Origin of the sequence: Enterococcus sp. DIV0774 (assembly GCF_050539095.1) — a bacterium.
GTDB lineage: Bacteria > Bacillota > Bacilli > Lactobacillales > Enterococcaceae > Enterococcus > Enterococcus faecalis.
Genome location: NZ_CP172923.1, coordinates 795070 through 810000, shown reverse-complemented (window position 1 = coordinate 810000; position 14931 = coordinate 795070). Strand labels below are relative to the sequence as shown.

The following is a 14931-nucleotide window of genomic DNA, read 5'->3' as shown; positions in this document are numbered from 1 at the left end:
TGCTCTACCTCCATCATTCTCAATTCCGAGGCTAGCCCTAAAGCTATTTCGGAGAGAACCAGCTATCTCCAAGTTCGTTTGGAATTTCTCCGCTACCCACACCTCATCCCCGCACTTTTCAACGTACGTGGGTTCGGTCCTCCAGTGCGTTTTACCGCACCTTCAACCTGGACATGGGTAGATCACATGGTTTCGGGTCTACGACTACATACTCATTCGCCCTATTCAGACTCGCTTTCGCTGCGGCTCCGTCTCTTCGACTTAACCTCGCATGCAATCGTAACTCGCCGGTTCATTCTACAAAAGGCACGCCATCACTCATTAACGAGCTTTGACTTGTTGTAGGCACACGGTTTCAGGATCTATTTCACTCCCCTTCCGGGGTGCTTTTCACCTTTCCCTCACGGTACTGGTTCACTATCGGTCACTAGGGAGTATTTAGCCTTGCGGGATGGTCCCCGCGGATTCCGACGGAATTTCTCGTGTTCCGCCGTACTCAGGATCCTCCTAGGTGTTGTTAGCATTTCGTCTACGGGGCTTTCACCCTCTTTAGCGGAATTTTCCAAATCCTTCAACTATACTAACAGACTACCATATTGGAGTCCTACAACCCCAACAAGCAAGCTTGTTGGTTTGGGCTCTTCCCGTTTCGCTCGCCGCTACTCAGGGAATCGAATTTTCTTTCTCTTCCTGCAGGTACTAAGATGTTTCAGTTCTCTGCGTCTACCTCTAATCAGCTATGTATTCACTGAAAAGTAATATCCTATAAAAGATATTGGGTTCCCCCATTCGGAAATCTCTGGATCATAGCTTACTTACAGCTCCCCAAAGCATATCGGTGTTAGTCCCGTCCTTCATCGGCTCCTAGTGCCAAGGCATCCACCGTGCGCCCTTATTCACTTAACCTTATCAACCTTACGGTTGGGTCTTGATCACTTCTTCTAGCGATAGAAGGTTAATCAATAAATAAGCAATTGAACTTATTAAAAAACTCATTCAACGCGGTGTTCTCGGTTTGTTTTGATTCTTTTTACTTCAATATCCAGTTTTCAATGAACGAATCTGATAGCAAAAGCTATCAATGGAGCCTAGCGGGATCGAACCGCTGACCTCCTGCGTGCAAAGCAGGCGCTCTCCCAGCTGAGCTAAGGCCCCGAACTTATTTGATTGAGAGTAGACCTCTCAAAACTGAACAAAGTAAAGACGAAATGTGTATTTCCGTAATATTCCTTAGAAAGGAGGTGATCCAGCCGCACCTTCCGATACGGCTACCTTGTTACGACTTCACCCCAATCATCTATCCCACCTTAGGCGGCTGGCTCCAAAAAGGTTACCTCACCGACTTCGGGTGTTACAAACTCTCGTGGTGTGACGGGCGGTGTGTACAAGGCCCGGGAACGTATTCACCGCGGCGTGCTGATCCGCGATTACTAGCGATTCCGGCTTCATGCAGGCGAGTTGCAGCCTGCAATCCGAACTGAGAGAAGCTTTAAGAGATTTGCATGACCTCGCGGTCTAGCGACTCGTTGTACTTCCCATTGTAGCACGTGTGTAGCCCAGGTCATAAGGGGCATGATGATTTGACGTCATCCCCACCTTCCTCCGGTTTGTCACCGGCAGTCTCGCTAGAGTGCCCAACTAAATGATGGCAACTAACAATAAGGGTTGCGCTCGTTGCGGGACTTAACCCAACATCTCACGACACGAGCTGACGACAACCATGCACCACCTGTCACTTTGTCCCCGAAGGGAAAGCTCTATCTCTAGAGTGGTCAAAGGATGTCAAGACCTGGTAAGGTTCTTCGCGTTGCTTCGAATTAAACCACATGCTCCACCGCTTGTGCGGGCCCCCGTCAATTCCTTTGAGTTTCAACCTTGCGGTCGTACTCCCCAGGCGGAGTGCTTAATGCGTTTGCTGCAGCACTGAAGGGCGGAAACCCTCCAACACTTAGCACTCATCGTTTACGGCGTGGACTACCAGGGTATCTAATCCTGTTTGCTCCCCACGCTTTCGAGCCTCAGCGTCAGTTACAGACCAGAGAGCCGCCTTCGCCACTGGTGTTCCTCCATATATCTACGCATTTCACCGCTACACATGGAATTCCACTCTCCTCTTCTGCACTCAAGTCTCCCAGTTTCCAATGACCCTCCCCGGTTGAGCCGGGGGCTTTCACATCAGACTTAAGAAACCGCCTGCGCTCGCTTTACGCCCAATAAATCCGGACAACGCTTGCCACCTACGTATTACCGCGGCTGCTGGCACGTAGTTAGCCGTGGCTTTCTGGTTAGATACCGTCAGGGAACGTTCAGTTACTAACGTCCTTGTTCTTCTCTAACAACAGAGTTTTACGATCCGAAAACCTTCTTCACTCACGCGGCGTTGCTCGGTCAGACTTTCGTCCATTGCCGAAGATTCCCTACTGCTGCCTCCCGTAGGAGTCTGGGCCGTGTCTCAGTCCCAGTGTGGCCGATCACCCTCTCAGGTCGGCTATGCATCGTGGCCTTGGTGAGCCGTTACCTCACCAACTAGCTAATGCACCGCGGGTCCATCCATCAGCGACACCCGAAAGCGCCTTTCACTCTTATGCCATGCGGCATAAACTGTTATGCGGTATTAGCACCTGTTTCCAAGTGTTATCCCCCTCTGATGGGTAGGTTACCCACGTGTTACTCACCCGTCCGCCACTCCTCTTTCCAATTGAGTGCAAGCACTCGGGAGGAAAGAAGCGTTCGACTTGCATGTATTAGGCACGCCGCCAGCGTTCGTCCTGAGCCAGGATCAAACTCTCATAATAAAAGTTAGAACAATCTTGCGATTGTTAAGCTCAATTTGTTTGCTAGCATATTGCTTGCTTGTTAAAAATGTTTGTTGTCTTGAATTGAATCAAGACGCCCTACACATTTGGTTCGTCTATTCTTTGTTCAGTTTTCAAAGGTCTACGTTACCTCGCAACAACTTTTATATCATAACAAACTTCCGTTTGAATGTCAAGAACTTTTTTGAAAAAGTTTTTTTAAGTTGTTTTGCTTGGTTGTTGTCGTCTGTTGTGACAACTTCTATATCTTATCATTATCTCAGTTGTTTGTCAACAACTTTTTAAAACTTTTTTGTTATTTTATAACAAGTTTTTTTGATCAAATGATTGATTTAAAAGCAATCTCTTTAACGACTTTGTTATTCTAACATGTTATTTATCTTTTCGTCAAGAAAAATTTTTAACTTTTTAAAACTTTTTTCTTAACGAACTGTTTGTCAGAACAGATATTAATATACCAAGGATTTTTCTAAAACGCAACTATTATTTTGCAGAAAAATAACATTTTTTTCAATTTCGAACGATGAATATTTTCTGCAAAGAAAACATTCGTTTCTTTATCTTATAATCCCTTTTCTCTTACTGAAATGTTCGTTAATCATTCGTAAAAAAAAGCAACGTACTTTATTGTACGTTGCTCTCTTCTTTTATTCCAGCGATTGGAATAAAAATTCTAAAGATCGTTCCTTGATGCAATACGCTTTCTGCATCAATACGTCCTTTATAGTTTTCGACTAATTGTTTTGCAATCGATAGTCCTAAGCCATTACCGCCTTTATTTCTTGCACGGGCTTTATCTACTCGATAGAATCGATCAAATATTTTCTCCAAGTCTTCTTCAGTGATTCCTTCACCAAAATCTTGCACAGCTATTTCAAATTCATTCATCGTTCGAGAAATGGAAATATGCACTTCTTTTCGATCTGTTGAATATTTAATCGCATTATCTAATAGAATAATTAGCAATTGTTCAAAGTGATTACGATAGATTTTCAGTTCAACTTCGGTTGGTAAATCGTCATCTAATGTGATATGAAACTCAGGATAAACCAATTGGAAGTTATTAAATACTTGGTAGACTACTTGTTTAGCATCTGTTCGTTCATTTGCATATTGGGTGTCCACTTGTTCAGCGCGTGAAAGGTCAAGCATTTCTTGGACCAAACTCTTCATACGACTAATTTCTTGTAAACTGGCCTTTAATGATTCATCTAAAATTTCAGGATCGTCTTTCCCCCAACGATTTAAAAGGTTTAAATGGCCTTCCATAATCGCAACGGGCGTTCTTAATTCATGGGAAACATCTTCAACAAACTGCTCTTGTTGTTCGATATAGCGTCTCATACGATCTAACATTTCATTAAAGATTTCCGAGATATCTGCTAACTCATCTCTCGTATTAATCTCCGGCATGTGGACATCTGATTGCGGGTCTTTGCGGATTGTATCCATCGTGTCTCTCAATACTTTTAATGGTTTTAAGAAATAAGAAGAGAGGATAAAGCCTAAGACACTACTTACAATCAGAGAAATCACTTCTAAAACTACAAGTGTTAATAATAAATGATTACGAATTTCATAAAAAGAAGAAAGTTCATAAAACGCTTGAATATAGCCAATTTTTTCTCGTGTTTCTTTTGAAAAAATAGGTTCCACGGAATAAAAACCGGTTTTATCAAAAACGGTTCGAACAACAGGTAATTGTCGATCCAATTGTAATAACTTATCATATTCATTTTGTGTTTTAAAAACTAGCTTTTGGTTTGTGTCATACACAGATAAATAAAGTTCTGGTTGTCCTAGTTCAGATATGAAACTGTCCATTTCCATAAACGAACCTTCTACTGCTGTATGCTTATTATAGTAGTTTTCATCTCTTTCACTCGGCGTTTTTAAATAGTCAAAAACGTCTGTTACCGTTAAATTTTCATTGGCATTAGCTAATCGATTTGTTACTTCTGCAATCGTTGCTTCGACATTTTCCTTTTCTTTGGCAACAATAAGACTGACAGAAGACTTATAGGTAATCACCGCAAAAATGGTAAAAACTACAAATATAAAGAAAGAACTTGCGAAAGCCCACTTTATAGTTAAAGATGGGCCTTCCAGTTCTTTTTTAATCGTTCTTTTCATTAATTAGTTCTCACGAACGCATAACGTAGCCAGTTCCACGGACAGTTTGGATGTAGCTTTCTTCTCCAGGTACGTCAATTTTATTTCGCAAGTAGCGGATATATACATCCACAACGTTTGTTTCTACTTCTGTTTCATAGCCCCAAACTTTATTTAGTAACACATCACGTGCCAAGACAACGTTCACGTTTTCCATTAGCGTTAATAGTAATTCGTATTCGCGTTTTGTTAATTCAATCATTTCAGAATTACGACGAACGACACGATTTTCTTTTTCAATTGTTAAGTCACGATATGTAATCGTTGTTTGTTTTGCAACGTTTTTATCGCCCTCAATATCAATACGACGAAGTAACGCACGTAAACGAGCTAACAATTCTTCAATTGCAAATGGTTTAACAATATAATCATCCGCTCCATGGTCTAAACCAGAAACACGGTCAATTACTGAATCACGCGCAGTCATCATAATAATTGGTGTATTTTTCACTTGGCGAACACGGCGACATACTTCTAATCCATTTAATTCTGGTAACATCAAATCAAGAAGGATAGCATCCCATTCGTTGTTAAGAGCGGCTTCCAATCCTGTACGACCATTGTAGTGTACTTCTGTCGTATACCCCTCATGTTTTAATTCAAGCTCAACGAATCTCGCTAAGTTCTTTTCATCTTCAATAATTAAAATGTTGCTCATTTGATTAATTGTCCTTTCTCTTTAAAAGCTATACTCAAGCTCAACCTTTTTATTCCTTACTACTTATTAGAGAATTACTACTCAATCTGTCTGGTTCTTTTTTAAGCCACAGTAAAACCATGAGCATGGTGAGCCACACTCATGGTCTCCAGCATGTTTATTCTTCGTTGTACCAGCTGTAATGGTAGATTCCTTCTTTGTCTGTGCGTTCGTACGTATGAGCACCGAAGTAATCACGTTGTGCTTGAATTAAATTCGCTGGTAAGCGATCTGAACGATAAGAATCGTAATAAGCAATTGCAGATGAGAATGTTGGTACAGGAACACCTGCTTGAACAGCAATCGCAACAACTTCACGAACGGCTTGTTGATATTTTTTCGTAATTTCTACAAAGTATTCATCTAACAACAAGTTTTCAAGTGCTGGATTTTTTTCATATGCATCGGTAATTTTTTGTAAGAATTGTGCACGGATAATGCAACCTGCTCGCCAGATTTTTGCAATTTCACCAAATGGTAAATCCCATCCGTATTCTTCAGAAGCTGCACGGAGTTGTGCAAAACCTTGCGCATAACTCATTAATTTACTAAAGTATAATGCTTCGCGAATTTTTTCAATCAATTCTTTTTTATCGCCTGCAAAGTTAAAGGCTGCAGGTTTTGATAAAATGCCACTTGCTTTTACGCGTTCTTCTTTGTAAGCCGAAATAAAACGTGCAAATACTGATTCTGTAATTAATGGTAATGGTACGCCAAGATCTAACGCACTTTGGCTTGTCCATTTACCTGTTCCTTTGTTGCCTGCTGCATCAAGAATAACATCAACGATTGGTTGGTCGGTTCCTTCATCATCTTTACGTGTCAAAATGTCAGCCGTGATCTCAATAAGGTAACTGTCTAATTCGCCTTCGTTCCATTCTTTGAAAATCTCTGCCATTTCATCAACAGATAAACCTAAGATTTGTTTCATTAAATCGTAGGATTCAGCAATTAATTGCATGTCCCCATATTCAATCCCATTATGAACCATTTTTACATAATGTCCAGCACCATTTGGGCCAATGTAAGTCACACATGGTTCACCGTCTTCTGCTTTAGCTGAAATTTTTTCAAGAATTGGCGCAACTAACTCATACGCTTCTTTTTGTCCGCCAGGCATGATAGATGGTCCTTTCAAGGCTCCTTCTTCTCCGCCAGAAACGCCAGTACCAATAAAGTTAATTCCTGAGTTTGCTAGTTCTTCATTACGTCGCATTGTGTCTTTGAAGAACGTATTACCGCCATCAATTAAGATGTCGCCTTTATCAAGGTGTGGTAACAATTCTTGGATTGTCGCATCTGTTGCAGGTCCAGCTTTAACCATCAACATAATTCGACGAGGTTTTTCAATCGCATTCACAAATTCCTCAATTGAGTATGTTGCTTGAAAGTTTTTGTCAGGATGTTCTTCAACCACTTCTGTTGTTTTTGATCCTGTACGGTTATACAGCGCAACTGTATAGCCTCTGCTTTCAATGTTTAAAGCAAGATTTTTTCCCATGACAGCCATGCCGACTACGCCAAATTGTTGTTTTGTCATTTTATGACCTCCTATATTATAATCAACGAAAATTCTATGAGCATTCTCTTATAATCCTCACTATTATAACGCACTATCTTTCATATGAAAACAATATAGTGCCAATAAATTTCCAATTTCTTCATATTTTCTTAAAAAAATACAAATCCCCTAGGCTCCATGGTTAGCCTAGGGGATTCAACATTTCAAAAAATGTTTTTATGCTTATGCTTCTTTAGACATTACGTCTTTTCCATCGTAGTGACCACATGCTGGACATACGTGATGGCTTTTTTTCATTTCACCACAGTTTGAGCATGCATTTAAGCCTTTGATTGTTAATTTGTAGTGTGTGCGACGTTTTGCTTTTTTCGCTTTAGAAGTTCTTCTAGCTGGTACTGCCATTGTTGTTCCACCTCCTTGTAAAGATGCGTGTATTTACATACACAATATATTCCAACCTAGCTGTTATCTTCCTCTTCAGCATTATCGCTGAGTAATTCTGATAGTTTAGCCAGACGAGGATCCACTGTTTGTTCTGCTGCTTTCTGCTTACTTTCCAAATATGCTTCTTCTGAAATCACTTCCCAGTCATTGCCACTTGGCATTTCTTGACTGTTTTGTTCTTCTTCTGTAAGCACTTGAATTGGAATGGACAATAGAATGTTGTCTTCGACAGATTCATCTAAATCAATTGTTGGCTTGTCCAATAAAATAATCTCTTCAGCTGCAAATCGTTCATCTCTTGTATCCATTTGTTCTTTTGTCATAAAGACTTCATCGACCGTGATTTGCATTGGCAAAGCCACAGGTTCTAAAGAACGGGATGAAGGAACGGTTACAGTTACCTGAATAGTGTAATGAAGTAAATATTCTGATTTATTGACTGCTAATAAGCCTTCTACTTTGATTGGACTTACATCCAACAAGGCATCATCTCGTTGAAGAAGCTCTTCTTTAAGATGCAATGTTTCTGAAAACACTAGCGGCTCTTCTTTGTATTTATTTAATTCTAACAAAGACCACTTCATAATTATCACTCCTAAGCAACAAAAGCTATTATACAGGGGTATGAAAGCTTTGTCAATGAAATTTTCTTGACAGCCCTTTCTTATTTCCTGTTTTTCTTTCGTTTTTTTTATAATTGTTTTTCTGTTGAAGATAACTTAGCGCTTATTTAATTAAATAACAAAATTTTTGTGTGAAATAACATAAATAATTTAAAACTCAGACATAATTTTACTATTTTCGCCCAACTCTTTATTTACTGAATACGTGTTTTCTGAACATTTCGTACTACTGTCTTCCTTGTAAAAAAAGCTGAGACAAACTGACGAATCGGTTTGTCCCAGCTTTGCGTCCGAGTACATATTGCTTAAAATCAAATGATTGAATTAATTAGACTTAGATAGCTGTTGTTGCTCCGCGGTAAACAATACCACGACGAGGATCAACAGTAATCACTTCGTCATTATTAATTAATGATGTTGCATCTGCAGCACCTACGATAACTGGAATATTTTGTGCAATCGCTACAACAGCTGCATGAGAAGTTAAACCACCTTCTTCAACAACTAATGCTGATGCTTTTTCAATTGCAGGCATGTATTCTTTATCTGTTGTTTTTGTAACTAAAATAGCCCCTTCAGTCGCTTTAGCAACTGCTTCTTCAGCAGTTCCTGCAACAACGGCTTTTGCAATAATTGCTTCTTCGCCGACACCTTGACCTTGAACTAATTTAGAACCGATCATTTGAATTTTCATTAAGTTTGTTGTGCCTTTTTCGCCAACTGGAACACCAGCAGTGATAATGATTAAATCACCTTCTGAAGCATAACCTTCTTCTTGTGATACTTTTGAAGCTAAATTAAACATTTCATCTGTGCTTGATGGTTTGTCAGCAACTGTTGCGTAAACACCCCATGATAATGATAAGCTACGTGCTTTTTGTTCTGAGAACGTAATTGCAACGATATGTGCTTTTGGACGGTATTTAGAGATCATACGTGCTGTATGGCCTGATTCTGTTGCCGCAACGATTGTTTGGATACCCAAGTTACGTGCTGTATGGCCAACAGATTGTCCGATTGCTTCAGTCATATCTGTTTTGCTATATAATTTCAATGCGAATGAATCTTGGTTAACTAATGTTTCTTCTGTACGAACTGCAATACGAGCCATTGTTTGAACAGCTTCTAATGGGTAATCCCCTGCTGCAGTTTCGCCTGATAACATTACTGCATCTGTTCCATCGTAGATTGCGTTTGCTACGTCATTTGCTTCCGCACGTGTTGGACGTGGGTTACGTTGCATTGAATCTAACATTTGTGTTGCAGTGATAACTGGTTTACCTAAAGCATTACATTTTTTAATTAAAGCTTTTTGGACAACTGGAACATCTTCTGTTGGAATTTCAACACCCATGTCACCACGAGCAACCATTAAACCATCAGAAACTTTTAAGATTTCATCGATATTATCGATACCTTCTTGGTTTTCGATTTTAGGAATGATTTGGATGTGTGTTGCGTTTTCTTCTTCTAAAATTTTAGTGATTTCTAAAACGTCAGAAGCACGACGAACGAAGCTAGCTGCGATAAAGTCAATTCCTTGACCAATTCCGAAACGGATATCGTTAGCATCTTTTTCAGTGATCCCTGGTAAGTTTACAGAAACGCCTGGTACGTTAACGCCTTTTTTGTTTTTCAAGACGCCTTCGTTTTTAACAACTGTTACGATTTCGTTTGCATCACGGTCGATATCAGTTACTTCTAAATCGATTAAACCATCATCTAAAAGAATGTGTGAACCTACGTTTACATCATTGATTAATTCTGGATAAGTGATTGAGAATTTTTCATTTGTTCCTAAAACTTCTGTCATAGAAATACGTACTGAATCACCAATTTTCATTGTGATTGCGCCATTTTCCATGTCATTTGTGCGGATTTCAGGACCTTTTGTATCTAGTAAGATCGCTACGCGTTTCCCTGTAATTTTTACAGCTTCACGAATGTTTTTAATACGAGCACCATGCTCTTCGTAGTCACCATGTGAAAAGTTCAAACGGCAAACATTCATACCTGCATTAATTAAGTTTACTAGCATATCAACGGATTCACTAGCTGGTCCAATCGTACATACGATTTTCGTTTTTTTCATTACTAAAACGCTCCTATTCCAAATTTGTTTATACAAAGCTAATAAGATTAGCTAATATACAAGATTAAAAAGAAATTTCATGATTTAACTCATAAAGAGATAAATCTGGTTTGTGTTTATTGTTTTCTAACGTGTCAATAATATCAGCTGCAACTACTTGGTTATCTAACATACCGATACATAAACCGCCTTTGCCTTCTTTTAGAAGTTCAACAGCATATGACCCAAATTTACTTGCTAATACACGGTCACGAGCACTTGGCGAGCCCCCACGAACCACGTGTCCTAAAATTGATACACGCGTATGGAAATCACCGTATTCAGAAAGTTTATCAGCAAATTCATTTCCGCCCATTACGCCTTCTGCTAAAATGATTAAGCAATGTTTTTTCCCGCGGTCGCGGCCTTCTTGAATACGTTTGGCAACGTTTTTCATATCAAAATCATGTTCAGGAATAATGATTTCATCTGCTCCGCCTGCCACGCCTGACCACAATGCGATATCACCAGCGTTACGTCCCATTACTTCGATAACGAATGTACGAACATGAGAAGTCGCTGTATCACGAATTCGGTCAATTGATTCCAAAACAGTGTTAATTGCTGTATCAAAACCGATTGTGAAATCTGTTCCAGGAATATCATTATCAATTGTTCCAGGAATTCCAACAGCGGGGAAACCACGTTTTGTCAAAGCCATTGCGCCATGATAAGAACCGTCTCCACCAATAACAACTAAGCCTTCAATACCGAATTTTTTCAATTGTTCGATTCCTTTTAATTGCCCTTCTTCAGTAGCAAATTCAGGATAACGAGCAGAGTACAAGAATGTTCCACCACGTTGAATCTTATCGCCAACGTCAGCAACATCTAAACGACGGATGTCGCCTGCGACTAAACCGGCAAATCCATAGTTAATACCGTAAACTTCGATTCCATCAAAAATACTTTTGCGTACGACTGCACGAATTGCAGCGTTCATTCCAGGGGCATCTCCCCCGCTGGTTAAAATACCAATGCGTTTCATTCGCTATTTCACCTCATATAATATACTTTCAACTGCCAAAAGAAACCTTTTCGCAAAAATTGATATACAAAAATATTACGTCATTCATTTTACCATTAAAGAACCAAAATGTCTTGAGTTAAGAAGAAAAAAATGAAAAAAGTTGAAAACAACTAGTATTTTTTACCGTAAATCATTTGAAAATGACGTTTTGCTCGCCTAAAACGTAAGCTAATTGTTGCTGACTAGCGCTTGTATGAGCGACCCAGTTTTCTTCATTTAATACTATTTTCTTTCCTGTTTTTTCAAAATAGACAATCACTGGAATGTGTCCAGCATGACGACTGAGTACCTCTTTCATTTTCTGAAAAACGTCCGTTTGTTCGACATCTTTTGTAATTCTGATAAAACACGTTTCGTCACTAATTGATGTTTCTACTTGTTGCGCTTTTTCTATTCGTTGAACCAATATTTGCAATTCTTGATTGTACGTACTGCGTTCCACTTTTCCTTCCACATAATAAACTTGCCCTTTCTCGACACTCTGTCTTAACTGGCGAAAAACAGTTGGGAACAACGTTAGTGAAATACTTCCTGTTGTATCATCCCCATCAACAAAGGCCATTTGTTCTCCCTTTTTGGTCCGAATCGTCCGAATGTTTTTGACATAAATCAATAATTTCGTGGGCTGATTTTCAACAAGTTCATGAACAAGTTGCGTTTGCTTGGCTAAGCGTGTTTTTTTGAACTCTTCTGTCGGATGTCCTGATAAATAGACCCCTAAATATTGTTCTTCTTGTTCTAGTCGCTCTTCTAGCGGATAATCGGCAATTTCTTCTTCCTTTGGCTTCAACGTTTCTAACAAATCCATACTACCACCGCTGAGAAGAATACTTTGGATATTACTCTCTAAACCTACCGCTAATTGACGGCGATTGGGTGCAATTTCGTCAAATGCACCGATGGCAATCAATGGTTCGATATTTTCAACTTTCAACCACTTACGGTCAATTCGCAAAAGAAACTCATCGAACGTTTTGTACGGTCCATTTTCTCGGCGTTCATTTAAAATATTTTGAATGAAGTCTCGGCGGATTCCTTTTAAAGAACTAAAACCAAATAAAATTTGCTGTTGCTGATTTAGGTAAAAGCTGTAGTGACTTTGGTTAATTGACGGCTGCAAAATCGTCTGCTTGTTTTTTCTAGCTTCGCCAATATATTCTTTAATTTTTGTTGGATTATGACGAACAGAATGCAACAATGCGACATAAAAAGCACTCGGATAATGAACCTTCAAGTAAGCCATTTGAAAACCAATAAAGGAATAGGCAAATGCATGCGAGCGGTTAAAGCCATAATTAGCAAAGCGCTCAATATAATCGTACACTTGGTTAGCTGTTTCTTGGGGATAGCCTTGTTGTAACGCACCATTAACAAAATGATTCCGTTCTTCATCTAGCACATCTTTTTTCTTTTTACTAATGGCCCGACGTAAAATGTCAGCTTGCCCTAAAGAGAAGCCTGCCATTTTCGCAGCAACTTGCATAATCTGCTCTTGGTAAACAATAATTCCGTACGTATTTTCCAAAATGGGGGCGAGACTAGGCTCTGGATAACTAATTTGTTCCAAGCCTTTTTTCCGGCGGATGAAAACATCAATATTTTGCATCGGACCAGGACGATACAGGGCATTGACAGCAGCAATATCTTCAATGCTAGTTGGCCCTAATTTTCTTAATACATTCCGAATTCCAGCAGATTCAAACTGGAAAACGCCACTTGTTTCCCCTTTTCTAAATAAAGCCAGCGTTGTTTCGTCATCTAATGGAATCTGATTTAAACGAATGGTTCGATTATAGACGCGTTTAACAGCTGTAAGGGTATCATCAATGATAGATAAATTTCTTAAGCCCAAGAAATCCATTTTCAGAAGACCAATTTTTTCAACATCATTCATAGTAAATTGGGTCAATAAAATTTCATTCGATCCTGGTTGTAACGGAACCAAATTCAAAAGATTTTCATCACTAATTACCACACCTGCTGCGTGCGTAGAAACATGGCGAGGCAATCCTTCTAGCTGAACAGCTGTTTTATAGAGCAATTGATTATTTGGCGAAAAATTGACCAATTCTTGCATCCGTTTCGACTCTTGGTACGCTTCTTCTAACGTAATTTTCAGCTTGTTGGGGACAGCTGCCGACCAACGATTCGCTTCACTCTGGGACAACCCGAAAACACGTGCAACGTCCCGTAAAACCATTTTCGCAGCCATCGTACCAAACGTGGCAATTTGCGCCATGTGATAATGACCATATTTTTGACTGACATAAGCTAAAACTTCCTCCCGCCGATTATCAGGAATATCTAAATCAATATCGGGCATCGTGTAGCGTTCTGGATTCAAAAAACGTTCAAAAAGCAAATCATATTTGATTGGATCTACATCTGTAATTGATAGCACATAGGACACTAAAGAGCCTGCAGCTGAACCTCGGCCAGCGCCTGTAACAATTTGATTGTTATGACAGAAGTCCATCACATCCCAAACGATTAAAAAGTAATCATCAAAGCCCATATTGTGAATGATGGTTAACTCTTTTTCTAATCGTTTTTGGTAAACTTCATTTAGATGAGGCACTCTTTCTGGTAATTTTTCTAAACACAATGTGCGTAAATAAGAACCAGCCGTTTGATTATCAGGCACAGGAAAATGCGGTAATAATTTTTGATGTAAAGGAATGTCAACTCGGCAATTTTCAGCTAGCTGAATCGTATTCTGGACCACTTCTGCACCAGCTATTTGAAGCATTTGTTCCATCGTCGTCTCTGCTTCGCGCAAGTAATTCAGACCTTCTATTTCCGGTGTTTGGCTTGTAATATTCAATTGATTATTTTCTTTGATGCTCTCAAGAACAGTAACGGCAAAGCCTTCTTCCCTTGTTAAATGACGTACCTCTTGCAAAGCCACGCCAGGTAATTGTTCTCGTTGGTAAAAAGAAAAGAGCGCTGGATTGCGTTGTTGATTCATTGAAAAAGAATGTTCAACAAATAACGACTGGGGATCAAAATATGAAGCAAGTTGTTGGAAAGCGTGAACCGCTTGTTGTTCATCTTCAAAAAATGTTTGGGCGACTTCTCCTTTAGCTGACAAAGTCACGGCAAATAAATCACTTAATAAGGATTGATGTTCTGCTAAGTAAAAGGGACCCTCTGTCGTCATTTTGCTGCTAGATAGTTGCATTAATTGCTGATACCCTTTTAAATTTTTAGCAAATAAAAGCAATTCGGAATGCCCTTCTTTTTCTGCTGGGGTATATTCTAATCTTAAACCGATAATTGGTTGAATTCCCGCTTCTTGGCATGCTTCATAAAATTCAACCGCCCCATGCAAGACATTGATATCGGTAATCGCTAATGTTTGATAACCTAACGCTTTCGCTTGTTTTACATAGGAACGAATCCTAACCGTACTAGATAAAAGCGAATAGGAAGTAACGGTATGTAATTGTGGAAATGACATTGGACAGCTCCTTTTTGAATCCTTGCTATTTTTTTC

Annotated in this window: 8 protein-coding genes, 1 tRNA gene and 2 rRNA genes (1 of these 11 only partly in view); all 11 read right to left on the bottom strand. The window is 39.5% G+C overall.

The window, feature by feature from the left end; translation table 11 throughout:
• A 23S ribosomal RNA gene (locus tag IGL86_RS03970) occupies window positions 1–906 on the bottom strand; it reaches 2007 nt to the left of the window's first position.
• Between the two features lie 176 nt (window positions 907–1082).
• Window positions 1083–1155, bottom strand: a tRNA-Ala gene (locus IGL86_RS03965).
• 79 nt (window positions 1156–1234) lie between these two features.
• A 16S ribosomal RNA gene (locus IGL86_RS03960) occupies window positions 1235–2795 on the bottom strand.
• The 16S and 23S rRNA genes sit together here with 1 tRNA gene alongside, the layout of an rRNA operon.
• 645 nt (window positions 2796–3440) lie before the next feature.
• On the bottom strand, window positions 3441–4949 hold the full coding sequence (locus IGL86_RS03955) for a HAMP domain-containing sensor histidine kinase (protein WP_002363430.1): 1509 nt from the start codon (window positions 4947–4949) through the stop codon (window positions 3441–3443).
• 10 nt (window positions 4950–4959) lie between these two features.
• Window positions 4960–5646, bottom strand: coding sequence for a response regulator transcription factor (locus IGL86_RS03950; RefSeq protein ID WP_002355954.1), 687 nt, complete (start codon window positions 5644–5646; stop codon window positions 4960–4962).
• Window positions 5647–5803: 157 nt separating this feature from the next.
• On the bottom strand, window positions 5804–7225 hold the full coding sequence (gndA, locus tag IGL86_RS03945; RefSeq protein WP_002355953.1) for an NADP-dependent phosphogluconate dehydrogenase: 1422 nt from the start codon (window positions 7223–7225) through the stop codon (window positions 5804–5806).
• 204 nt (window positions 7226–7429) lie between these two features.
• Window positions 7430–7609 (bottom strand): 50S ribosomal protein L32, encoded by a 180-nt coding sequence (gene rpmF, locus IGL86_RS03940; protein ID WP_002355952.1) that lies wholly within the window; start codon window positions 7607–7609, stop codon window positions 7430–7432.
• 56 nt (window positions 7610–7665) lie between these two features.
• Window positions 7666–8235 (bottom strand): YceD family protein, encoded by a 570-nt coding sequence (locus IGL86_RS03935; RefSeq protein ID WP_016617642.1) that lies wholly within the window; start codon window positions 8233–8235, stop codon window positions 7666–7668.
• Window positions 8236–8608: 373 nt separating this feature from the next.
• A complete protein-coding gene (gene pyk / locus IGL86_RS03930) occupies window positions 8609–10366 on the bottom strand; it encodes a pyruvate kinase (protein ID WP_002355949.1) in 1758 nt (585 codons plus the stop codon).
• Between the two features lie 64 nt (window positions 10367–10430).
• Window positions 10431–11393 carry a 6-phosphofructokinase gene (pfkA, locus tag IGL86_RS03925; protein ID WP_002355947.1) on the bottom strand — a complete coding sequence of 321 codons (963 nt, stop codon included), beginning with the start codon at window positions 11391–11393 and terminating at the stop codon, window positions 10431–10433.
• 172 nt (window positions 11394–11565) lie between these two features.
• The gene (gene dnaE / locus IGL86_RS03920) at window positions 11566–14895 is read right to left on the bottom strand and encodes a DNA polymerase III subunit alpha (protein ID WP_002379216.1); all 3330 of its coding nucleotides are present in this window, start codon (window positions 14893–14895) and stop codon (window positions 11566–11568) included.
• Window positions 14896–14931 lie beyond the last annotated feature (36 nt).

Excerpts from the sequence above, each read along its gene's own strand:
- IGL86_RS03955 (WP_002363430.1), bottom strand. The coding sequence starts at position 4,949 with ATGAAAAGAACGATTAAAAAAGAACTGGAAGGCCCATCTTTAACTATA.
- IGL86_RS03950 (WP_002355954.1), bottom strand. The coding sequence starts at position 5,646 with ATGAGCAACATTTTAATTATTGAAGATGAAAAGAACTTAGCGAGATTC.
- gndA (WP_002355953.1), bottom strand. The coding sequence starts at position 7,225 with ATGACAAAACAACAATTTGGCGTAGTCGGCATGGCTGTCATGGGAAAA.
- rpmF (WP_002355952.1), bottom strand. The coding sequence starts at position 7,609 with ATGGCAGTACCAGCTAGAAGAACTTCTAAAGCGAAAAAAGCAAAACGT.
- IGL86_RS03935 (WP_016617642.1), bottom strand. The coding sequence starts at position 8,235 with ATGAAGTGGTCTTTGTTAGAATTAAATAAATACAAAGAAGAGCCGCTA.
- pyk (WP_002355949.1), bottom strand. The coding sequence starts at position 10,366 with ATGAAAAAAACGAAAATCGTATGTACGATTGGACCAGCTAGTGAATCC.
- pfkA (WP_002355947.1), bottom strand. The coding sequence starts at position 11,393 with ATGAAACGCATTGGTATTTTAACCAGCGGGGGAGATGCCCCTGGAATG.
- dnaE (WP_002379216.1), bottom strand. The coding sequence starts at position 14,895 with ATGTCATTTCCACAATTACATACCGTTACTTCCTATTCGCTTTTATCT.